A 22,890-nucleotide genomic window follows, 5' to 3' on the forward strand; every position below is an offset into this window, starting at 1 on the left:
ACCCCGCCGGAGCGCCCGCCATCTGTTCAATGAGCCTGCTAGGATGCGCCTTTGTCCCTCTCTTGGCGACCGCAATATGCTCACCATCACCGCACTGCCTGCCTTCACCGACAACTATATATGGCTCCTTCAAGACGACGATACGCAGCGCTGCGCAGTGGTCGATCCGGGCGATGCGGCGCCGGTGCTCCGCTGGCTCGAGGCCAATCCGGGGTGGCAGATGAGCGATATCCTGATCACGCACCATCACCACGATCACGTCGGTGGCGTCGACGCGGTGAAGGCCGCGACCGGCGCTCGCGTTCATGGCCCTGCCAGCGAATCTATTCCCGGCCGAGACGTCGCCCTGGCCGACGGAGACCGTGTTGAACTGCTTGGCCTCGCGCTGCGTGTGATCGCCGTACCCGGCCATACGCTGGGGCATATCGCCTACTTCCATAACGGCCCCAAGCCTTGGCTGCTGTGCGGCGACACCTTGTTCGCAGCGGGCTGCGGACGACTGTTCGAAGGCACCGCTGCGCAGATGTTCGAGTCCTTGCAGCAATTCACCGCCCTGCCCGCCGAGACCCTCGTGTATTGCGCGCACGAGTACACGCTGAGCAATCTGCGCTTCGCCCAAGCCGTCCAGCCGGGCAACGCTGCTATTCACAAACGGTTACAGGAGGTCACCGAGTGGCGTGAACGGGGTGATATCAGCCTGCCAAGCACACTCGCGCTGGAGCTTCAGACGAATCCATTCCTGCGCAGTGCCGAGCCCGACGTACGGGACGCGGCGAGCCGCCAGAGTGGCACCGAATTGACTACCGAAATCGACGTATTCGCCGCGCTTCGCGCCTGGAAGGATCGCTTCTGAAGAAGGTCGACGGTGCCCCAAATCGGGGCTGCTTCGCTTGACCCTCCCAGGATGCGTTCCTAGAATCGCCCGACCTTTGCGCCCGGGAACCCCTCCAGCCAATGCAGTCAGTCCCTCTAAAACGCCTCGACTCGGACGCTTTGGCAGCCTCCGGTCGGGTCCTCGCCCTCGCGGTCTGCCTGGCCATTACCGGCTGTCAGACCACCACCGGTCAGCACGACGTAGACGCGCCCCGCAAGCCGAGCCCGTTCGCCCGCGGCCTGCAGCAAGAGCCGGTCTGGCTGACGGATACGCCGTCACCTGTGACGCATGAGGACATATGGGAACGTCTGCGTGAAGGGTTCAAGCTGCAGGATCTGACCGACGCCAATCCTCGCATCGAGCAACAGCGTCTCCTGTTCGCCAACAACACACGCTCCGTGGAGCAGGCCACCGAGCGCGGCGCCCCCTATATCCACTACATCGTCGAACGCCTCGAAGAACGCGACATGCCGCTGGAGCTGGCGCTGCTACCGGTGATCGAAAGCTCGTACAACCCTCTGGCCTATTCCCGCGCCCATGCCGTTGGCCTTTGGCAGTTCATTCCGTCCACCGGGCTGCACTACAACCTGCGCCAGACCAACTGGTATGACGGCCGACGCGACATCACAGCTTCAACCAACGCCGCGCTGAGCTACCTCACCCGTCTGCACGGCATGTTCAATGGCGACTGGCTACTGGCGCTGGCGGCCTACAACGCCGGCGAAGGCACCGTCAGCCGCGCGATCGAGCGCAACCAGAAGCTTGGCTTGCCGACCGATTACTGGAACCTGGCGCTTCCGCAGGAAACACGTAACTACGTGCCCAAGCTGTTGGCGCTGTCGCAGATGGTGATGTCGCCGCAGGCCTACGGCATCGCGCTCAGCCCCATCGCCAACGAGCCCTACTTCGCAGCCATCCCCGTCAAACAACGGATGAATCTGGCCCAGCTCGCCTCAATGGCTGATCTGGACGAAGACGAGCTGTTCCAGCTCAACCCCGCCTACAAGCAACGCATCACCCTCGACGGCCCACAGCAATTGCTGGTTCCGGCGGAAAAAGCGGAAATGCTTGCTGCCAGCCTGGCGCTGATGAAACCGTCCGACGTGGTGCTATGGCAGCAATATCAGGTGCGCCGTGGCGACACCCTGAGCGCCATCGCCACCCGTCATCAACTGACGGTGAGCACGCTGCGCGAAATCAATCACCTGACCGACGATCGCCTGAGCATTGGCCAGTCGCTCAGCATCCCGGGCTCGACGACGCCCGAACCCGCTTCGCCACTCGGCCAGGCCGTAGCCAAAAGCAATGCCTCGGCACCACGCAGCTACCGCGTGCGCCAAGGCGACAACCTCTGGGGCATCGCCAAGGCGCAGAACGTGTCGGTACAGGATCTGCAGCGCTGGAACCGTCTCTCCGGAAGCAACCTGCGTGTCGGCCAGGCGCTTTTCCTGCAGGGCCCCGCAGTCAAGCTGGCCGCGGCGAAACCTCGGGCCAGTCAGGACTCCAGCCCAACCTATTACAAGGTGCAGCGCGGCGACTCGCTGTACATGATCGCCAAGCGCTTCAACGTTCAGCTGCAAAGTCTGCAGAGCTGGAATCCCAGCAGCAGCGTGCTCAAGCCGGGCCAGACGCTGACGCTTTATCTTCCCTGAGACGTGCCTTCAGGCGCGTCGACTGAGCCCCTCAAGGCAGCGTCCGGTCAGCTGCGTAAAACGCTGGAACGCCACGAACTGCTCGTGCTTCAAGGCACGACCGGACGATCGGCTGTCGGCGTAAAGCACACCGATCTGACGCGTCCCGGCCATCAGCGGCGCAATGAAGAACATTCCCTTGCCCAGCCATTGGCGAATCGGTTCGCTGACCATGTCGTTGAGGTTGCAGCTGGCAGGGACGCCCATCCACAGCGCCTCGCGATGACGCAGCACGTAATTGAAGATGTGCGGCTGTTGCGGCGACGCCACCGGCAGGACGAAATCATCGAGCCAGGATTCCGTCCCCTCGCCCACGACACGTTTGGCGCGAAACACAGTCTGCTGATCGGCAAGTACGGCCAGCATCACCCGCTCCAGTCCTGCCCCTCTGTGCAGCCCCTTGAGCAGAGTGTCGAGGACAAGACCGACTTCACCGCGGCCCGAAGCCTGCAGGCCGAGATCCTGCAGCGCTTGCTGCATCAGGGCCAGGTCCGGCTGCAGCAGACTCGCCTTGCGTTGGGCCTGCTGCAACTGGATCTGCTCCGGATCCGTACTGGGGATCAGCCTACTCAGCCGGCCCGCGCCGAAAGTGGTGGCCACCTTGACCGCCTCATCCGCACTGGCCAGCACCTGCGACAGAGCCTCCTGCGGCGTGACGTGAATGAAGGCAGCCATCTCCTCGATCGCCTGCTGCATCCCTGGGCTGCTCCAACCGTCCAGCGCCGCTTCGCTGATGCGCACCCCCAACGTCACCGCACGCACCGCCGCATCGGCGGACCGCCCCGGGCTTTGCGCGAGCGCCGCCAACTCGCCCAGGTTCCAGTTCTTGATCAGCCCAAGGGTAAGCTGGCGAAAACTCGTGCCGACCACCTGCTTAACCGCCTCTTCGCGCTTCACGCCAGGCCTTGCAAGGGCTTCGGCAAGCGCGTCGGCCTGGGTCTCGCCACAGCCCCAGAAGGCGAGTTCGCCGAGGTTGAACAGCAGCGCCGCGATGAACACCTCCTCTTCCTGGCGCGATACGTATCCGGCGATGTTGCGGGCCTGCACCGCGGCGTGAAACGAGCGGGCCAGCAACTCCTGCAACTGCTCGCGAGGCGCGTGGGTCAGCAACCCGTCGATCAGGCTCACCGAAAGGCTGATCAGCCGAACATTCTCGAAACCGATCATGACGATGGCTCGCGAGATGGTCTTGATGGTTTCCTGGGAGGGGTTGTAATAGCTGCTGTTGCCGACCCGCAGCACCTTGGAAGTCAGGGCTGCGTCGCGCAGGAGCACATCGGCAAGCTGTCCGACCGATGCGTCGTCGGTGAGGGTGAGGCGTTGAAGGTCGTTGACCACTGCGGCCAAGGCGGGCAGTTCCGCCTGACTGAAGCGTTCAAGCCAGGACTGCAGACCATGGCTGATTGTATTCACGATGACTACCTTGCCCGAAGGCCAGCGCGATAATGGCATTTTGCCTTAGGTGTACAGCCTTTTTCCTGCACAGACAAGCTGTTACTGTACCGGGCCGAACAGCCAGAAAGCCTCGAAGCAGCCATGGATCGGATCTCCGTCTGATGCGACCCCTCTTCCTACTGGTTACATGCCTGGCCTTGAGCTTCCCCGCCCTCGCGACCCTGAGCGAAAGCCATGGTTATGCGCAGTTCGGCAACCTCAAATACCCGGCCAACTTTACCCATTTCGACTGGGTGAACCCCGACGCGCCGAGAGGCGGCACGGTCAGGCTGATGGCCACAGGCTCGTTCGATACGCTCAACCCTTATACCTTCAAAGGCACCAGTCCCGTCGCCACACCTGGTTTCTTCCAGTATGGCATCAGCGAGTTCAACGAACCGCTGATGGTCGGTGGCGGCAGCTACGACCCGTCCGGCGACGAGCCGGCGTCCTACTACGGGTTGATCGCCCAATCGCTCGAGTACAACGAAGACCGCAGCTGGGTGGTATTCAACCTGCGCGAGGCAGCGCGCTTTCATGACGGCGTGCCGATCACCGCCTACGACGTCGCCTACTCCTACCGCCTGCTGATCCGTGACGGGCATCCGCAGTACCGTACCAACCTGCAGGGCATCAAGCGCGTCGATATCCTCAACCGACATCGGGTCCGCTTCGTTTTCGAAAACTCCGATCCGATGCTGATCATGCGTCTGGGTGAGCTGCCAGTGCTACCGCAGCATTACTGGAAAGACCGCGACTTCAAGGCCACGACGTTCGAGCCACCACTGGGCAGCGGCCCCTATCGCATTGCCCAGGTCCAGCCGGGCCGTCAGGTGATTTTCGAACGCGTGAAGAACTGGTGGGGCGCCGACCTTCCGGTCAACCGCGGCAAATACAATTTCGACCGCGTCGAGGTGGAGTTCTACCGCGACAATATCGTCGCCTTCGAAGCCTTCAAGGCCGGCGAGTTCGACTTCTATATCGAGCACCAGGCGAAGAACTGGAACAACGGCTATCAGTTTCCAGCCGTGATGCGCGGCGATGTGATCCGCACGGAAATTCCCCACCAGATCCCGACGCAGACCCAGGGGCTGTTCATGAACAGCCGTCGCGCCACTTTTGCCGACCCCAGGGTCCGCGAAGCACTGGGCATGATGTTCGACTTCCAGTGGACCAACCGCGCGCTGTTCTACGGCGCCTATCGGCGCAGCGAGAGCTACTACCCCAACAGCGAATTCGCCGCGACCGGCATTCCGGAAGGCGGCGAATGGCTGCTGCTCTCGCCCTTTCGCAAGCAGTTACCGCCTACCCTGTTCACCGAGCCGTTCAAGCTGCCGCACACTGATGGCCGGGGCATTCCTCGCGAGACCCTGCGCGGCGCGCTGGGGCTGCTCGAAGAAGCAGGCTGGAAGCCGTCGCGCCAACGGCTGCGCAACGCGGAAGGCAAACCGCTGACGTTCGAGATCCTGCTGGTCAATCCCGGTCTGGAGCGGATACTCCAGCCCTACGCCGAAAACCTCAGCCGAATCGGCATCCAGGCCAACTTGCGCACCGTCGACCGCGCGCAGTACAAGCAGCGGCTCGACAACTACGACTACGACATGATTCTCATGACCCTGAGCCAGAGTCTCAGTCCCGGTCAGGAACAATGGCTGTACTTCCACTCCAGCCAAATCGACGTCAAGGGCGGGCGCAACTATGCAGGCGTCGCCAACCCGATCATCGACGAACTGCTGGGCAAGCTCGTCAACGCGAGCACCCGCGACGAACAGATAGCGGCAGCGCGAGCCATCGATCGCGTGCTGCTCTGGAATCACTACATCATCCCCAACTGGTTCATCAGCAACCACCGACTGGCCTATCGCAACCGGTTCGCCCATGTCGCCGCACCGCCCTATACCCTGGGCCTGCGTGCCTGGTGGCTGAAGGATTTGGAGAAAACCAGATGACACAACGCTTTCGGCACCCGCTCTTGCGCGCCGGTTTGCTGTCCCTTCTCTGCCTGACGGGCATGGCCCAGGCGGCACCGCAGCACGCGCTGACGCTCTATGGCGAGAAGCCCAAGTACCCGGCGACGTTCGAACACTTCGACTACGCCAATCCCGACGCCCCCAAGGGCGGCACGCTCCGGCGCGCGGGCTTTGGTGGCTTCGATTCACTCAACCCCTTCATCAGCAAGGGTGTATCGGCCGACGAAATCGGTTTGATCTACGACACCCTGACGACCAATAGCCTCGACGAGCCGTTCACCGTTTACGGCCTGCTGGCCGAAAAGATCGAGCGTGCCCCGGACAATAGCTGGGTACGTTTCCATCTGCGCCCAGAAGCACGCTTCCATGACGGCGAGCCGGTCACGGCCGAAGACGTGGTCTTCACGTTCGAGACACTGATCAGCCAGGGCGCGCCTATGTACCGCGCCTACTACGCTGACGTCGCCAAGGTCACCGCCGAAAGCAATCGCCGGGTTCGTTTTGACTTCAAACACGCCGGCAACCGCGAGCTTCCGATGATTCTTGGCCAGCTGCCAGTGCTGCCCAAGCATTGGTGGGCTGAACGCGATTTCACCTCCAGCGGCATGGAGCCGCCGCTGGGTAGCGGCCCCTACCGCATCGAGCGGGTTCAGGCCGGACGTTCGGTGCGCTATCAGCGCGTCGAGGATTACTGGGGCAAGGACTTGCCAGTCAACCGTGGCTTCTACAACTTCGACCGTGTCAGCTTTGACTACTACCGCGACAACGACGTGGCGCTGCAGGCGTTCAAGGCCGGCCAGTTCGACTTCTGGCTGGAAACCAGCGCCAAGAACTGGGCCACCGCCTATGACATCCCTGCGGTAAAGGACGGGCGAATCGTCAAGGAAGAGATCGAGAACCACAACCCGACCGGCATGCAGGGCTTCATCCTCAATACCCGCCGGCCACTGCTCCACGACCGCCGCGTGCGCGAGGCACTGAGCCTTCTGTTCGACTTCGAATGGACCAACCGCCAGCTGTTCAATGGCGCCTATACCCGCACTGCCAGCTACTTCGACAATTCCGAGATGGCCGCCACCGGCCTGCCGGACGCCGAGGAGCTGAAGATCCTCGAGCCTCTGCGCGGCAAGATACCCGACGAGGTATTCGAGCGGCCCTTCGAGCTGCCCAAGAGCGAGGCCAACGGCATCATCCGCGACCAGCAGCGTCAGGCCTACAAGCTGCTGCTAGACGCTGGCTGGAAGATCGAGAACGACCGTATGGTCGACGCCGAAGGCAAGCCGGTGAAGCTGGAGTTTCTCCTGGTACAGGCCGAATTCGAGCGGGTCCTATTGCCCTACAAACGCAACCTCGCAGATCTCGGTATCGAGCTAGAAATCCGCCGGGTCGACGTCTCGCAATACATCAACCGGCTGCGCTCGCGTGATTACGACATGATCGTCAGCAGCTTCGGCCAGTCGAACTCCCCCGGCAATGAGCAGCGCGAATTCTGGCATTCGGCCAGCGCTGACAATCCCGGCAGTCGCAACCTCATCGGCCTGAAGGATCCGGCCATCGATACCCTGGTCGACAAGCTGATCGCCGCCGACTCGCGCAAGGAACTGGTGACCCGCACCCGCGCGCTCGATCGCGTGCTGCTCTGGGGGCACTACGTGATACCCAACTGGCACATCAAGACTTGGCGCGTGGCCTACTGGAACCAGTTCGGCCATCCGCAAGTAACGCCCGACCAGGACATCGGCCTGATGACCTGGTGGCGCAAGCCTGACACGCCCATGCCCAAGGCCGACCCGGAACAGGTCAAGGAAGCCGAGAAGCTCGCCGACGACGCGGCACCCGAAGACGCAGCGGAGCACTGAGCATGCTCGCGTATATCCTTCGACGTCTGCTGCTGATCATTCCGACCCTTTTCGGCATCCTGCTGATCAACTTCATCATCATCCAGGCCGCGCCAGGCGGCCCGGTCGAACAGGCCATCGCCAAGCTCGAAGGCTTCGAGGGCGCGACTAGCCGGATTTCCGGCGGTGGTTCCGAAGTGGCGGTCGCCGGCAACAGTTACCGCGGAGCCCAAGGGCTGGACCCGGAGCTGATCGCCGAAATCGAGCGCCTGTACGGCTTCGACAAACCGGCACCGGAGCGCTTCTGGATCATGCTGCGCAATTACCTGCGCTTCGACTTTGGCGAAAGCTTCTTCCGCGACGCGAAAGTCACCGACCTGATCATCGAGAAGATGCCCGTCTCGATCTCGCTGGGGCTGTGGAGCACGTTGATCATGTACCTGCTGTCGATCCCACTGGGCATCGCCAAGGCGACTCGCCACGGCAGCGCGTTCGATGTCTGGACCAGCTCGGCGATCATCGTCGGCTACGCCATTCCGGCCTTCCTGTTCGCCATTTTGCTGATCGTGTTGTTCGCCGGCGGCAGCTACTGGAACTGGTTCCCGCTACGCGGATTGACCTCGAACAATTTCGACGAGCTGACCATGGCTGGCAAGATTCTCGACTACTTCTGGCATCTCGCGCTGCCGGTGACAGCCCTGGTGATCGGCAACTTCGCGACCCTGACGCTACTGACCAAGAACAGCTTCCTGGACGAGATCAACAAGCAATACGTGGTAACGGCCCGAGCCAAGGGCCTGAGCAAGAATCGCGTGCTGTACGGGCATGTGTTCCGCAACGCGATGCTGATCATCATTGCCGGTTTCCCCGCTGCGTTCATCGGCATGTTCTTCACCGGCTCGTTGCTCATCGAAGTGATTTTCTCTCTCGATGGCTTGGGTCTGCTCAGTTTCGAGGCGGCGATCAACCGCGACTATCCGGTGGTGTTCGGCACGCTTTTCCTGTTCACCCTTCTCGGCTTGGTGGTCAAGCTGATCGGTGACCTGACCTATACCCTGGTCGATCCACGCATCGACTTCGAAAGCAGGGAGGCCTGAAAAATGGCGCTGTCTCCTCTGAATCAACGTCGATTCGCCCTGTTCAAGGCCAATCGCCGTGGCTGGTGGTCGCTGTGGCTGTTCCTCGCGCTCTTCGTGCTGAGCCTGGGCGCAGAGTTTCTCGCCAACGATAAACCTATCGTGGTGCGCTATGACGGCGAGTGGTACTTCCCTGTATTCAAGCGTTACCCGGAAACCGCCTTCGGCGGGGAATTCCCGCTGCAGGCGAACTACAAGAGCCCCTACATAAAGGAACTCATTGCCGAGAAGGACGGCTGGATGATCTGGCCGCCAATTCCTTTCTACTACTCGAGCATCAATTACGATCTGCAGGTGCCGGCCCCCGCGCCGCCTTCGACAATGAACTGGCTGGGTACCGACGATCAGGGGCGGGACGTACTCGCCCGGGTGATATACGGGTTCCGCATCTCGGTGCTGTTTGCCCTCACGCTGACGGTGCTCAGCTCGATCATCGGGGTGATCGCCGGCGCGCTCCAGGGGTTCTACGGCGGATGGGTCGACCTCGTCGGCCAGCGGCTGCTGGAGATCTGGTCGGGCCTTCCGGTCCTGTACCTGCTCATTATCCTGGCCAGCTTCGTACAGCCGAATTTCTGGTGGCTGCTGGGCATCATGCTGCTGTTTTCCTGGATGAGCCTGGTCGACGTGGTACGTGCCGAATTCCTTCGCGGGCGCAACCTGGAATACGTGCGCGCGGCCCGTGCCCTGGGCATGCAGAACGGCGCGATCATGTTCCGCCACATCCTGCCCAATGCCATGGTGTCGACCATGACGTTCGTACCCTTCATCCTGACCGGAGCCATCGGCACGCTCACCGCGCTCGACTTCCTGGGCTTCGGCCTGCCGCCAGGAGAGCCCTCGCTGGGTGAGCTGGTGGCCCAGGGCAAGGCCAATCTGCAGGCGCCCTGGCTGGGTATCACCGCATTCATGGTGCTCGCGATCATGCTGACGCTGCTGGTATTCATCGGCGAAGCGGCCCGCGATGCGTTCGACCCGAGGAAATAAGATGGACGAGACACTCGTAGAAGTCAGGGATCTCGCCGTCGACTTCGATTCCGCCGGTACGCCGCACAGGGTGGTCGAAGGCGTGAGCTTCGATATCCGCAAAGGCGAAACGCTCGCGCTGGTCGGTGAAAGCGGGTCCGGCAAGTCCGTGACGGCGCATTCGATCCTGCGCTTGCTGCCCTACCCCAAGGCATCGCACCCGGCCGGGCGGATTCTCTATGCGGGCAAGGACCTGCTCCAGGCAGACGAAAAGTCGATGCGCAAGCTGCGCGGCAACCGGATCGCCATGATCTTTCAGGAGCCGATGACCTCGCTCAATCCCTTGCACACCGTGGGCAAGCAGATCAACGAGATCCTCGCCCTGCACAAAGGGCTACGAGGCAAGCAAGCGACAGCGCGCACCTTGGAATTGCTAGAGATGGTCGGCATTCCCGAGCCGCGCAAGCGGATCCGCGCGTTTCCCCATGAGCTTTCCGGGGGGCAGCGCCAGCGGGTGATGATCGCAATGGCGCTGGCCAACGAGCCTGAGCTTCTGATCGCCGACGAACCGACTACCGCTCTGGACGTTACCGTTCAGTTGAAGATCCTGGAATTGCTCAAGGAATTGCAGGCGCGCCTTGGCATGGCCCTGCTCCTGATCAGCCATGATCTGAACCTCGTCAGACGCATTGCCCATCGCGTATGTGTCATGCAGCGCGGTCGCGTCGTCGAACAGGCGTCGTGTGAGGAATTGTTTCGCTCGCCGCAGCATCCCTATACCCAGGAACTGCTCGGTGCAGAGCCCAGCGGCAGACCGGTAGAAGCCTCGCCGGGCGAGCCGTTGCTGGAAGTGAGCGACATGCGCGTGTGGTTCCCGATCAAAAAAGGGCTGCTTCGGCGCACGGTCGATCATGTCAAGGCGGTCGACGGAATCGGCTTCAGCCTCCGTCAGGGGCAGACGCTCGGCATCGTTGGCGAAAGCGGCTCCGGCAAGTCGACCCTTGGTTTGGCCATCTTGCGTCTGCTTTCGAGCGCAGGCGAGATTCGCTTCCAGGGCCAGGCGATAGAAAAGATGTCGCAGCGCGAGGTTCGCCCGCTACGCCGACAGATGCAGGTGGTGTTCCAGGACCCATTTGGTAGCCTGAGCCCACGCATGTCGGTCGCGCAGATCATTGGCGAAGGGCTGCAGATCCATCGAATGGGGACGCCGGCGGAGAGAGAACAGGCAATCATCGACGCGCTCGTGGAGGTAGGTCTTGATCCGGAAACCCGGCATCGCTATCCGCACGAGTTTTCAGGTGGGCAACGGCAGCGCATCGCCATTGCCCGGGCTCTGGTTTTGAAACCAGCGCTGATCCTTCTCGACGAGCCGACCTCCGCGCTTGATCGAACGGTACAGCGCCAGGTGGTGGAGCTTCTGCGTTCATTGCAGGCCAAGTACAACCTGACCTTCCTGTTCATCAGCCACGACCTGGCCGTTGTTCGGGCCCTGAGCCATCATTTGATCGTGATGAAACAGGGACAGGTCGTGGAACAGGGCCCCGCAGACAGCATCTTTTCTGCGCCCCAACATCCATACACGCAGCAGTTGCTGGAGTCCGCCTTTCTGGCACCCGGCACTGGCGACGATAAACATGAGAGGGAACAAGCACATGGGTTTTCTAACCGGTAAGCGCGCACTGATCGTTGGCGTTGCCAGCAAACTGTCCATCGCCTCGGGCATCGCTGCGGCCATGCATCGCGAAGGTGCCGAACTGGCGTTCACCTACCAGAACGACAAGCTCAAGGGCCGCGTCGAGGAATTCGCCGCCGGCTGGGGCTCGGGACCGGAACTGTGCTTCCCCTGCGACGTGGCAAACGACGAGGAAATCGCCAAGGTCTTCGAACAGCTCGGCCAGAAATGGGACGGTCTGGACATCATTGTCCATTCGGTAGGCTTCGCACCTGGCGACCAGCTGGACGGCGACTTCACCGAAGTCACCACCCGCGAGGGCTTCCGTATCGCACACGATATCAGTGCGTACAGCCTGGTTGCCCTGGCCAAGGCCGGTCGCCCGATGATGAACGGCCGCGGCGGCAGCATCCTGACGCTGTCCTACCTGGGCGCCGAGCGTACCATGCCCAACTACAACGTCATGGGCATGGCCAAGGCCAGCCTCGAGGCCGGCGTTCGCTACTTGGCCGGCAGCCTGGGGCCAGAAGGCACCCGCGTGAACGCGGTATCGGCAGGCCCTATCCGCACCCTCGCAGCGTCCGGGATCAAGAGTTTCCGCAAGATGCTGGCAGCAAACGAGCGCCAGACCCCACTGCGCCGCAACGTGACCATCGAGGAAGTTGGCAATGCCGGCGCTTTCCTCTGCTCAGACCTGGCTTCGGGCATCAGTGGTGAAATCCTGTACGTCGATGGTGGCTTCAATACCACCGCGATGGGCGCGATCGAGGACTGATCGTCACCTGAAAACAAAAAACCCGCAGCGATGCGGGTTTTTGTTGCCTCCAAGCGCGCTACAGCGGGCTGTAGGCGCCTTTTAGGTATCAATAACGCTCGATCTCAGCCTCAGCCTGCTGCTTTCCGCGGAAAGCAGCGAAGTCCTGCTGACCTGCACGCGAGGCGAGGAAGCGGCGATAGTCCTGCTTCTCTTCGTCGGACAAGGCTTCTGCCGGCTCGCTGACACCGCTCAAGCGGAGCACAACATAATCGCCGTCGGGCAGGGAAACGCCGGAATAGCTCGGCTTGTCGGCAACTTCAGGCTTGGGCATGCGGAACACCGTCTGCAACAACACAGGGTCTACCCCCTCCTGGTTACGCGTGGCAGCTTCTGTCTGTTGCCATTCAGCCGAACTCTCCTCCCCATCACGAAGGCTGGCCAGCAGCTTCTCGCCTTCGCTACGCGCCCGCTCGGTGGCCTTGTCGCGGCGCAGCTGCTCGACGATACCGTCACGAACCTGGTCCAACTCGAGCGCTTCGGGTTGCAGATGCTGTTTGACCCGCAGGGCGATCGAGGTATCCGGATCCAACTCGATCACGCTGCTATTGTTGCCATCAACCAGAACTTCCTCACTGAAGGCCGCCTGGATCACCTGACGGTTGGCAGCGATCCCCTCTCCGCCTTCGCGCCCAAAGGCAGGCGTCGTCTGGACCTTCAGGCCCAGCTCTTCGGCCGGCTGGCTAAGATCGGACGCCTCGAAGGCGGCATCTTCAAGCCGCTTGCTGGCCTCTACGAAACGCTGTTCGACTTGGCGGGCCTTGATCTCGCGCTCTAGCTGCGGACGCATGCTTTCGAGAGTCGGCACTTCCGGCGAACGCACACCGAGCAGCTTGATGAGGTGCCAGCCGAACTCGGAGCGCACCGGCTCAGAGAGCTGATTCTCGTTGAGCGCGTAGAGCGCGTCTTCGAACGCCTGATCGTAGACGCCTGGGCCTGCGTAGCCAAGATCACCACCCTCGCCTGCCGAGCCCGGATCCTGTGAGAGCTCTTTGGCCAGCGCCGCGAAGTCCTCACCCGCCTCGACACGCTTGCGGATCTCCTCGACCTTCGCACGCGCCTGTTCGTCACTCAGATCATCACCCGGCTCGATCAGGATGTGCGCTGCACGACGCTGCTCGGCGAGGTTGGCGATCTGGTTGTGGTACAGCTCCTGCAATTCCTCGTCGGATACCTCGACCTGATCGAAAAATGCGTCTTTCTTGAGTTCCACATATTCCAGAACCACCTGCTCAGGGGTACGGAACTGATCGGCGTGCGCTTCGTAGTAAGCGCGCACCTCATCGTCGCCAACCTCGACAGCGGCGGCATCGGCTGCGATGGTCACGGTTGCGAAATCACGGGTCTGCCTTTCCAGCCGAGCGAAATCCTCGATCTGGCGATCAGTAACGAAACCCGTTCCCGCGATACCCGCCCGCAGCTGACCGATCAGCATCTCCTGCTCCAGCAGTCTACGGAACTGCATACGGGTGTAGCCCATCTGCTGCAGTACCTGATCGAAGCGCGCAGCATTGAAAGCGCCCTCGACCTGAAACTCGGGAGTCTGCAGGATCAGCTGGTCAAGCGACTGCTGGGAAAAGGCGAAATCGGAAGACTTAGCTGCCTGTAGAAGGAGCATCCGCTCAATCAGGGAGTTCAACGCCGACTCGCGCAATAACCTGTCGTTTAGCAACGTCGGATCGAAATCACGGCCAAGCTGCTGAGCTAGCTGGCGGCGCTGCATGTCTATCGCCTGAGTGAGCTCATCCTGTGAGATCTCTTCGCCATTTACCGACGCGGCATCTCGACTGTTGCTCACCGCGTTGAAAATCGCGTCGAAACCAGTCAGCGCCAGAAGCATGACGATGATGCCGATGATGGTTTTGGCAATCCAGCCTTGTGAATTGTCCCTGATGTTCTGAAGCATGCGTCCCCCAGGTAACAGCTGCACGTGCTTACCGCAGCATGGGTGGAATCCAGATAGAACAAAGGCGCATCCATGGATGCGCCTTCGCGGAGCTTTGGAGCGGTTGGGCTTATCCCCGAGCCGGCGCGCAACAGGCGCTGCCTGCCGGTTCAACCGCTCCAGATCAGTGCCAGTCTAACCGAGCACGGACCGGATCGGAAAACGCTTAGTTAACAGCGTCTTTCAGAGCCTTGCCAGCTTTGAAGCCCGGGATCTTGGCAGCGTCGATCTTGATCGGCTTGCCAGTCTGCGGGTTGCGGCCAGTGCGAGCAGCGCGCTCTTTCACGGCGAAAGTACCGAAACCAACCAGTACCACAGAGTCACCAGCCTTCAGGGCGCCAGTGACGGATTCGATCACTGCGTCCAGCGCACGGCCAGCAACAGCTTTCGGGATATCAGCAGATGCAGCGATGGCATCGATCAGTTCCGACTTGTTCACTCTAAGTCCCCTTATTTCTGTTGAGTCTATCTATAATTTTTTAGGTGTAAGCAAAGCGGTGCTGGAATGGCACAGACACAAAGAGCCGGTTTATAACAAGGGCCTCAAAATTGTGTCAAGGAAGCCTCCGGCTAATGCGTGCTGATTCGCTCCTTGGAATCAGACTCGCGCTTGTCATCCTTTGCAACCAGATCGGGAGCCGCATCGGGCAAGGGCTCCGGCGCGTATTGCAGCGCAATTTGCAGGACCTCGTCAATCCACTTGACCGGTTTAATCTGCAGGTCCTGCTTAATATTTTCAGGAATCTCTTTCAGATCACGTTGATTCTCTTCCGGGATGATCACCGTCTTGATTCCACCGCGATGAGCGGCAAGTAATTTCTCCTTCAGCCCGCCGATCGCGAGGACCTGACCTCGCAAAGTGATTTCACCCGTCATTGCGACATCCGCGCGCACCGGTATGTGAGTCAAGGCAGATACCAATGCCGTGCACATACCGATGCCCGCGCTTGGACCATCCTTCGGCGTTGCGCCTTCCGGCACATGGATGTGAATGTCCTGCTTTTCCTGGAAGTCGGCAGCGATGCCGAGGCTCTTCGCGCGACTGCGTACTACGGTCAGCGCAGCGGTAATGGATTCACCCATAACGTCGCCCAGCGAGCCAGTCTTGATCAGCTGACCCTTGCCCGGAACCACGGCGGACTCGATCGTCAGCAATTCGCCACCGACCTGAGTCCACGCCAGGCCTGTCACCTGGCCAATCTGATCCTCCTGCTCGGCAAGGCCGTAGCGGAATTTGCGCACGCCGAGGAAGTGCTCGAGCGAGTCGGCGGTCACCTGAACCTTGAAACGCTTCTCGGCAGCGTGCTCCTTGACCGCCTTGCGGCAGACCTTGGCAATCTGCCTTTCCAGGCTGCGAACGCCAGCCTCGCGAGTGTAGTAGCGGATGATGTCGAGCAACGCCGCCTCGTCGAACTCCAGCTCACCCTTCTTCATGCCGTTGGCCTGAATCTGCTTGGGTGCCAGGTAACGCCGGGCAATGTTGACCTTTTCGTCCTCGGTGTACCCTGGCAAGCGGATGACTTCCATGCGGTCGAGCAGCGGCGCCGGGATATTCATCGAGTTGGCGGTGCAGAGGAACATCACATCCGACAGGTCATAATCGACCTCCAGATAGTGATCGTTGAAATTGTGATTCTGCTCGGGGTCAAGCACCTCAAGTAGCGCCGAGGCCGGATCGCCTCGCATGTCACTGCCCAGCTTGTCGATCTCGTCGAGCAGGAACAGCGGGTTGCGGACCCCCACCTTGGTCATTTTCTGAATCAGCCGCCCTGGCATCGAGCCGATGTAGGTTCGGCGATGCCCGCGGATCTCGGCCTCGTCCCGCACGCCACCCAGGGCCATGCGTACGAACTTGCGATTGGTCGAGCGCGCTATGGACTCGGCCAGCGACGTTTTGCCCACGCCGGGAGGCCCCACCAGACAGAGCACCGGCCCCTTGAGCTTCTTCACCCGCTTCTGCACGGCGAGATACTCGAGAATTCGATCCTTGACCTCTTCCAGGCCGTAGTGGTCAGCGTCGAGCACCTCCTCAGCCTTACCCAGATCCAGCCGGACTTTGCTCGCCGCTTTCCAGGGCACGTTGACCAGCCAATCGATATAGGTTCGCACCACGGTCGCTTCGGCGGACATCGGCGACATCTGCTTGAGCTTGTTCAGCTCGGCCTGCGCTTTGGCGTGGGCATCCTTGGTCAGACCAGCGTTCTCGATACGTTTTTTCAGGTCATCGATTTCATTGTGACCTTCATCGATATCGCCCAGCTCCTTCTGAATGGCCTTCATCTGCTCATTCAGGTAGTACTCGCGCTGGCTGCGCTCCATCTGCTTCTTCACCCGCCCACGGATGCGCTTCTCGACCTGTAGCAGATCGATTTCGGCATCCAGCAACGCCAGCACATGTTCGACTCGGGCTGCCAGATCGGTGATCTCGAGAATTTCCTGCTTCTGCTCGATCTTCAGCGCCATGTGCGCCGCCATGGTGTCCACCAGGCGCGACGGTTCGTCGATGCTGCTGAGCGAGGAAAGCACCTCGGCTGGCACCTTTTTGCCCAGCTGCACGTACTGCTCGAACTGGCTGAGCAGGCTGCGCACGAACACCTCAGCCTCGCGATCGGCCATGTCCGATTCGTCGATCAGGCTCACTTCTGCGCGGCAATGCTCGTCGATCTCGAAAAAGCGCTCGATCTGTCCCCGCTGCTCGCCCTCGACCAGCACCTTGACCGTACCGTCGGGCAACTTCAGCAATTGCAGGACCGTGGCCACAGTGCCGACCCGATAAAGAGCGTCTTCGCCCGGGTCGTCGTCAGCTGGGTTCTTCTGCGCCAATAGCAGGATCTGCTTATCGCCCGCCATGGCGGATTCGAGCGCCTCTATGGATTTCTCGCGGCCAACGAACAGCGGGATCACCATATGCGGATACACCACGACATCGCGCAGCGGCAAGAGGGGCAATTCGATGGTTGTCTTCATAAAGTCTCAGCTCTATTGCGGCCCTGGGGCCGAAACGGACAGGATGCCCTTCGAATTAAGATGAGGGTGTCACCCTTAAAAAACAAGGACAGCGGCTAAAAAGCAAAGGGGCCCGGAGGCCCCTTTACAGTCACACGTCAGGTGCCGCCTTGGCGGGCGGCTCGCTGTTCTCATAAATCAACAGCGGCTTGGACGTGCCTTCGATGACACTCTCATCGATGACCACCTTGCTGACATCCTTCTGCGACGGGATGTCATACATGGTGTCGAGCAGCACGCCTTCGAGGATCGAACGCAGACCACGCGCGCCGGTGCGCCGCTCGAGCGCCCGGTGGGCAACCGAGCGAAGCGCGTCGGGGCGGAACTCCAGATCTACCCCTTCGAGTTCGAACAACTTCGCATACTGCTTGGTCAGCGCATTCTTCGGCTCGGTCAGAATCTGGATCAGCGCCGCTTCGTCCAGCTCGTCCAGGGTCGCGATGACCGGTAGGCGGCCGACGAATTCCGGAATCAGACCGAACTTGACCAGATCGTCCGGCTCGACCGCCCGCAGCGCCTCGCCGATTTTCTTGCCCGGATCCTTGCTGCGAACTTCGGCATTGAAACCGATACCGCCCTGGGTAGATCGGTTCTGAATGACCTTCTCCAGCCCCGCGAAAGCACCGCCACAGATGAACAGGATGTTGCGGGTATCTACCTGCAGGAATTCCTGCTGCGGATGCTTGCGCCCACCCTGAGGAGGAACCGAAGCCACGGTGCCTTCGATCAGCTTGAGCAGCGCCTGCTGCACGCCCTCGCCCGAAACGTCGCGAGTGATGGACGGGTTGTCGGATTTCCGGGAAATCTTGTCGATCTCGTCGATGTAGACGATGCCCATCTGGGCCTTCTCGACATCGTAATCGCACTTCTGCAACAGCTTCTGAATGATGTTCTCGACATCTTCACCAACATAGCCCGCTTCGGTGAGCGTGGTCGCATCAGCAATAGTGAACGGTACGTTGAGCAGGCGAGCCAGGGTTTCGGCCAACAACGTCTTGCCGGAGCCAGTCGGTCCAATGAGGAGAATGTTGCTCTTGCCCAGCTCGACTTCTTCTTTCTTGTCGCGCTGGTTCAGCCGCTTGTAGTGGTTGTAAACGGCCACCGCCAAGATCTTCTTCGCGCGTTCCTGACCAATGACGTATTGGTCCAGGATACCGCTGATCTCCTTTGGCGCAGGCAGCTTGTGCGCGTTGCTTTCGGCCTGAGCTTCCTGCACCTCCTCGCGGATGATGTCATTGCACAGGTCGACGCACTCGTCGCAGATAAAGACCGAAGGCCCAGCAATCAATTTGCGAACTTCGTGCTGGCTTTTGCCGCAAAAAGAGCAATAAAGCAGTTTGCCGGAGTCTTCGCCGTTACGGGTGTCAGTCATTCGATCAATCCAATCGGGGAAGGCTTGGAACACAAGATGAAGGCAATCGTGGGCTTTTTCAAGCCCACGAGGTAGCCGGACATCGCAGACCCTAGTGGAATCAGCTGGCGACCTGACGGTGACGCAGAACCTGGTCAATCAGGCCGTAGGTGACGGCATCGTCGCCGCTCATGAAGTTGTCGCGGTCGGTATCGCGGGCAATGACCTCGATCGGCTGACCGGTATGCTCGGCCAGGACCTTGTTCAACCGCTCGCGGATCGTCAGGATTTCACGGGCATGGATTTCAATGTCCGAGGCCTGCCCCTGGAAACCGCCCAGCGGCTGGTGAATCATCATCCGCGAATGCGGCAGGCAGTAGCGCTTGCCAGCGGCGCCGCCGGCGAGTAGCAGAGCACCCATGCTGCAGGCCTGACCGATGCAGATCGTCGAAACGTCGGGCTTGATGAACTGCATGGTGTCGTAGATGGCCATCCCAGCGGTAACCGAACCGCCCGGCGAGTTGATGTACAGGTGGATGTCCTTGTCCGGATTCTCCGCCTCAAGGAACAGCAACTGCGCGACGATCAGGTTGGCCATATAGTCTTCGACCTGACCGACCATGAAAATCACGCGCTCCTTCAGGAGGCGAGAATAGATGTCGTACGCACGCTCACCGCGGGCCGATTGCTCGATAACCATCGGGACCAGACCGCCGGCGGCCTGAATGTCCGGTGCTTGCGCTTGCATGTAAGAATTACGGGACATGTTCCAGCGATACTCCCTATGTCATGCCGTCAAAGACATAAGCCAGCACGAGGCTGGCTTATGGTTGCGCATCAAACGATGTGAAGAAAGTCAGGCGGCTTGCGGCGCTTCCACAGGCTTCACTGCTTCTTCGTAGGAGACCGATTTGTCGGTCACTTTAGCCTGCTGCAGAACAGTATCTACAACTTGCTCTTCGAGCACAACCGAGCGGACTTCGTTCATTTGCTCGTCGTTCTTGTAGTACCAGGACACCACCTGCTCAGGCTCCTGATAGGCCGAAGCCATCTCTTCGATCAGCTCGCGGACGCGGGCTTCGTCAGGCTTGAGCTCTTTTTGCTTGACCACTTCGGCCACGATCAGACCCAGCACGACGCGGCGCTTGGCTTGCTCCTGAAACAGCTCGGCAGGCAGCTGATCGGGCTGGATGTTGCCGCCGAACTGCTGGACAGCCTGGACGCGAAGGCGATTGACTTCGTTGTCGATCAGGGATTTCGGGGCGTCGATCTGGTTGGTGGTGATCAGCCCTTCCATTACCTGGTTTTTCACCTTGGACTTGATCGCCTGGCGCAGCTCACGCTCCATGTTCTTGCGAACCTCGGCGCGGAAGCCGTCCAGACCGCCTTCCTGAACGCCGAACTGGGCGAAGAACTCTTCGTTCAGCTCCGGCAGCTGGGGTGCAGCAACTGCACTGACGGTTACGGTGAACTCGGCGGTTTTACCGGCCAGATCCAGATTCTGGTAATCCTCGGGGAACGTCGGGTTGATCACACGCTCCTCACCAGCCTTGACGCCAACCAGCGCATCCTCGAAGCCCGGGATCATGCGGCCCGAACCCAGCACCAGTTGAGTGCCGTTCGCCGAACCGCCGGCAAAGGCTTCGCCGTCGATCTTGCCTACGAAATCGATGGTCAGCTGGTCGCCATTCTCGGCAGCGCGATCGACCGCTTCGTAGCGAGTATTCTGCTTGCGCAGGATTTCCAGCATGTTGTCGACGTCCGAATCGGCAACATCCGCGCTCAGGCGTTCGACTTCAATGCCATCGAAACCGGCCACTTCGAATTCCGGGAATACTTCGAAGGTAGCGATGTATTCCAGATCCTTACCTTTTTCGAACACTTTCGGCTCGACAGCCGGTGCGCCGGCCGGATTCAGCTTCTCGGAAACCACGGCCTCATAGAAGGTCGCCTGAATGACATCACCCAGCACTTCCTGGCGCGCAGCGGCTTCGTAACGCTGACGAATGACGCTCATGGGCACCTTGCCAGGGCGGAAGCCCGGGATCTTCGCCCGGCTGGCAGTCTGCTGCAGACGCTTGTTGACTTCGGTCTCGATGCGCTCGGCGGGCACGCCGATGGTCATGCGGCGCTCAAGAGCGGAGGTGCTTTCAACAGAAACTTGCATGTATTTTCCTCGTTGCACAGACATTAGCCGGGCGTTCCGGCCCAAGAATGGGCATGCATTCTAGTGACTCGACTGACAGAAGTCACCCCGCACCCGCTTCCCGTATCGCTCGCAGCAGACGCATGACGCGGCCTACAGGCTCCGGGAAAGCAAAAGAAGAAAAATGCGAAAAGAAAAGGAAGGGTAGCGCAGCCAGTTCCAAGCGTCGCAAATCACAGATCGGCAAACAGGATCAGGCCTCGACGACAGCCCAGGTGCAACCACGACAACTGCCAGTTTAGGCGGAGCACACCGCCCTACTAACGAAGCCGGCCGCGTAGCGCACAATGCGCGCTATTTCTTCTACAGACTCATTGGATGCTATATTGCATCTACAGACACGAGGAATCAGCCATGACCGCAATTCTTCAAGCGCAACCACTTACCAAGGATCAGGGCGCCACCGGGCTAAGAGCCGCCGTGAGTATTCTCGATAAATGGCAGGCATCGACCGAACAAGCCTGCCGAATCCTGCGGATCTCACGCAGCACTCACACCAGGGCCAAGCTCCGCGATTCCGCGTGGTCGGTGAGCCTCGACTCGGACCAGATGCAGCGCATCAGCTTCGTACTGAATATTCATGCCGCGCTGCGGGCGATGTTCGACAATCCGGAAAACGCATACGGCTTCCCGGCCATGGCCAACCGCAACGCCTTTTTCAACGGGCGATCCCCACTGGACGTCATGTCACAAGGGGACATGATCTCCCTCTACGAAACGTTCAGACGCATCGACAGCCTGCGAGGCGCGCAGTGGTAACGCCCGACCAGCTACCGGGGCGAACCGGCGGCGAGCTGCAGGCCTATCGACTGGTCAACTCCAAATTTCCACCCATTGCGCTGTTCGATGACGTCGCGGACGCCAGCGATTTCGAAACGCTGTATCAGTTGCAGGCCCTGACCAATCCAAGACTGCAAAACGAGGCCGGCCGGCTGGAACTGATCCCTCGCAGCGAAATCCCCTTCGGCATCCCGGGCTGCTCTTACGCAACAGCACCCTTCACCCACGTGAACCCCTCGGGGTCGCGTTTCAGCGATGGCACCTACGGTGTGCTTTACCTTGCAGCGACCATGGACACAGCCCTGGCGGAGGTGCACCATCATCAAGAACTGTATTGGTCGAAAGTCGACGATCTGAACTTCGAGCGATTCGTCTTTCGCGGATTGTCGTGCCTGTTCGACGAAACCGGCATGCTTGACGCCACGGGCATACCAGCCACCGACCCCCTCTACCACCCAAGCGACTACAGGCATTCACGGCATCTTGGAAGATTGATCAAGGAGGCAGTGAGGCCAGGCTTGCGTTATCGATCGGTAAGAGAAGAAGGAAAGGATTGCTGGGCACTGATGACGCCCAAGCCTGTTTTCTCGATCATCCAGACAGCCCATTACGAGATGATCTGGAACGGCCGCATCTCCAGCATCAGCGCCATCAGCGCCGTATAAGCAGGGCAGAGACCAGCGTTCGCCCACTCTGCATGCGTCGACCTGAAGACATCAGCGCCCTACCCCGCGCCTGATAACGCCCAATCGCTAAACGACAGGCACAAAAAAGCCCCAATTAAGGGGCTTTCAGCAACTCGTCATTACAGCGATATGTAATGGTGCGGACGGAGAGACTCGAACTCTCACACCTTGCGGCGCCAGAACCTAAATCTGGTGTGTCTACCAATTTCACCACGTCCGCAAAAACGGGCTTTAAACAAAAGCGCCAGGCGAGGTGCCTGGCGCTTTTCGAATATGGGGTGGACGATGGGGATCGAACCCACGACACCAGGAGCCACAATCCTGTGCTCTACCAACTGAGCTACGCCCACCATATTACATTTGCTTGTGCCAGAGGCCTAATGGCGCACCCGGCAGGACTCGAACCTGCGACCATCCGCTTAGAAGGCGGATGCTCTATCCAGCTGAGCTACGGGCGCTTTATCTGCATTCTGTTCGGAGCGCAGACTTGAAGCTCCGGCTGCGAAGGATTGCTCCTTCACTGC

The 22,890-nt window shown here is 60.3% G+C and carries 17 protein-coding genes and 3 tRNA genes; 10 read left to right on the forward strand and 10 right to left on the reverse strand.

Annotated features, from left to right (window positions below; all coding sequences use genetic code 11):
* Nucleotides 1-76: 76 nt before the first annotated feature.
* Both gloB and G7026_RS16980 read left to right on the forward strand, forming a co-directional pair.
* Nucleotides 77-853: a hydroxyacylglutathione hydrolase gene (gene gloB, locus G7026_RS16975; RefSeq protein WP_181072102.1), complete on the forward strand. Its 777-nt coding sequence runs from the start codon at nt 77-79 to the stop codon at nt 851-853.
* Between the two features lie 101 nt (nt 854-954).
* Nucleotides 955-2,526, forward strand: coding sequence for a LysM peptidoglycan-binding domain-containing protein (locus G7026_RS16980; RefSeq protein WP_181072103.1), 1,572 nt, complete (start codon nt 955-957; stop codon nt 2,524-2,526).
* Nucleotides 2,527-2,535: 9 nt separating this feature from the next.
* Here the strand turns inward: G7026_RS16980 and G7026_RS16985 are convergent, their stop codons facing one another.
* Nucleotides 2,536-3,978 (reverse strand): HDOD domain-containing protein, encoded by a 1,443-nt coding sequence (locus G7026_RS16985; RefSeq protein WP_181072104.1) that lies wholly within the window; start codon nt 3,976-3,978, stop codon nt 2,536-2,538.
* 143 nt (nt 3,979-4,121) lie between these two features.
* On the opposite strand from G7026_RS16985, the gene G7026_RS16990 reads away from it, so the two are divergent.
* From G7026_RS16990 to fabI, 6 genes are read left to right on the forward strand one after another with little or no spacing between them, the layout of a single operon-like run.
* Nucleotides 4,122-5,948 carry an extracellular solute-binding protein gene (locus G7026_RS16990; protein ID WP_181072105.1) on the forward strand — a complete coding sequence of 609 codons (1,827 nt, stop codon included), beginning with the start codon at nt 4,122-4,124 and terminating at the stop codon, nt 5,946-5,948.
* Nucleotides 5,945-7,828 carry an extracellular solute-binding protein gene (locus G7026_RS16995; RefSeq protein ID WP_181072106.1) on the forward strand — a complete coding sequence of 628 codons (1,884 nt, stop codon included), beginning with the start codon at nt 5,945-5,947 and terminating at the stop codon, nt 7,826-7,828. Before G7026_RS16990 ends, G7026_RS16995 begins: the two co-directional genes overlap by 4 nt.
* Before the next feature lie 2 nt (nt 7,829-7,830).
* A complete protein-coding gene (locus G7026_RS17000; protein WP_181072107.1) occupies nt 7,831-8,904 on the forward strand; it encodes a microcin C ABC transporter permease YejB in 1,074 nt (357 codons plus the stop codon).
* A gap of 3 nt (nt 8,905-8,907) precedes the next feature.
* The gene (locus G7026_RS17005) at nt 8,908-9,927 is read left to right on the forward strand and encodes an ABC transporter permease (protein WP_181072108.1); all 1,020 of its coding nucleotides are present in this window, start codon (nt 8,908-8,910) and stop codon (nt 9,925-9,927) included.
* 1 nt (nt 9,928) lies between these two features.
* Nucleotides 9,929-11,578, forward strand: coding sequence for an ABC transporter ATP-binding protein (locus G7026_RS17010; RefSeq protein ID WP_181072109.1), 1,650 nt, complete (start codon nt 9,929-9,931; stop codon nt 11,576-11,578).
* A complete protein-coding gene (gene fabI, locus G7026_RS17015; protein WP_181072110.1) occupies nt 11,559-12,353 on the forward strand; it encodes an enoyl-ACP reductase FabI in 795 nt (264 codons plus the stop codon). Before G7026_RS17010 ends, fabI begins: the two co-directional genes overlap by 20 nt.
* An 88-nt stretch (nt 12,354-12,441) precedes the next feature.
* Here fabI and G7026_RS17020 read toward each other — a convergent pair whose 3' ends face one another.
* The 6 genes from G7026_RS17020 to tig all read right to left on the reverse strand — a co-directional run bounded on the left by G7026_RS17020 (nt 12,442) and on the right by tig (nt 20,861).
* Nucleotides 12,442-14,298, reverse strand: coding sequence for a SurA N-terminal domain-containing protein (locus G7026_RS17020; RefSeq protein ID WP_181072111.1), 1,857 nt, complete (start codon nt 14,296-14,298; stop codon nt 12,442-12,444).
* Between the two features lie 205 nt (nt 14,299-14,503).
* Nucleotides 14,504-14,776 (reverse strand): HU family DNA-binding protein, encoded by a 273-nt coding sequence (locus G7026_RS17025; RefSeq protein WP_004422505.1) that lies wholly within the window; start codon nt 14,774-14,776, stop codon nt 14,504-14,506.
* Between the two features lie 131 nt (nt 14,777-14,907).
* On the reverse strand, nt 14,908-17,304 hold the full coding sequence (gene lon / locus G7026_RS17030; protein WP_181072112.1) for an endopeptidase La: 2,397 nt from the start codon (nt 17,302-17,304) through the stop codon (nt 14,908-14,910).
* A 130-nt stretch (nt 17,305-17,434) separates the two neighbouring features.
* Nucleotides 17,435-18,715 carry an ATP-dependent Clp protease ATP-binding subunit ClpX gene (gene clpX / locus G7026_RS17035; RefSeq protein ID WP_181072113.1) on the reverse strand — a complete coding sequence of 427 codons (1,281 nt, stop codon included), beginning with the start codon at nt 18,713-18,715 and terminating at the stop codon, nt 17,435-17,437.
* A gap of 100 nt (nt 18,716-18,815) precedes the next feature.
* Nucleotides 18,816-19,460 carry an ATP-dependent Clp endopeptidase proteolytic subunit ClpP gene (clpP, locus tag G7026_RS17040; protein WP_138407454.1) on the reverse strand — a complete coding sequence of 215 codons (645 nt, stop codon included), beginning with the start codon at nt 19,458-19,460 and terminating at the stop codon, nt 18,816-18,818.
* Between the two features lie 90 nt (nt 19,461-19,550).
* Nucleotides 19,551-20,861: a trigger factor gene (gene tig / locus G7026_RS17045; protein ID WP_181072114.1), complete on the reverse strand. Its 1,311-nt coding sequence runs from the start codon at nt 20,859-20,861 to the stop codon at nt 19,551-19,553.
* Nucleotides 20,862-21,254: 393 nt separating this feature from the next.
* On the opposite strand from tig, the gene G7026_RS17050 reads away from it, so the two are divergent.
* Both G7026_RS17050 and G7026_RS17055 read left to right on the forward strand, forming a co-directional pair.
* A complete protein-coding gene (locus G7026_RS17050; RefSeq protein WP_181072115.1) occupies nt 21,255-21,659 on the forward strand; it encodes an antitoxin Xre-like helix-turn-helix domain-containing protein in 405 nt (134 codons plus the stop codon).
* Nucleotides 21,653-22,345, forward strand: coding sequence for an RES family NAD+ phosphorylase (locus G7026_RS17055; RefSeq protein ID WP_181072116.1), 693 nt, complete (start codon nt 21,653-21,655; stop codon nt 22,343-22,345). The genes G7026_RS17050 and G7026_RS17055 overlap by 7 nt, the downstream gene beginning before the upstream one ends.
* 156 nt (nt 22,346-22,501) lie before the next feature.
* Here G7026_RS17055 and G7026_RS17060 read toward each other — a convergent pair.
* From G7026_RS17060 to G7026_RS17070, 3 genes are all read right to left on the reverse strand, one after another.
* Nucleotides 22,502-22,586, reverse strand: a tRNA-Leu gene (locus G7026_RS17060).
* Nucleotides 22,587-22,640: 54 nt separating this feature from the next.
* Nucleotides 22,641-22,716 (reverse strand) — tRNA-His (locus tag G7026_RS17065).
* 31 nt (nt 22,717-22,747) lie between these two features.
* A tRNA-Arg gene (locus tag G7026_RS17070) sits at nt 22,748-22,824 on the reverse strand.
* Nucleotides 22,825-22,890 lie beyond the last annotated feature (66 nt).

The sequence above is a fragment of the Stutzerimonas azotifigens genome, from assembly GCF_013522725.1.
GTDB classification, from domain to species: domain Bacteria; phylum Pseudomonadota; class Gammaproteobacteria; order Pseudomonadales; family Pseudomonadaceae; genus Stutzerimonas; species Stutzerimonas azotifigens_A.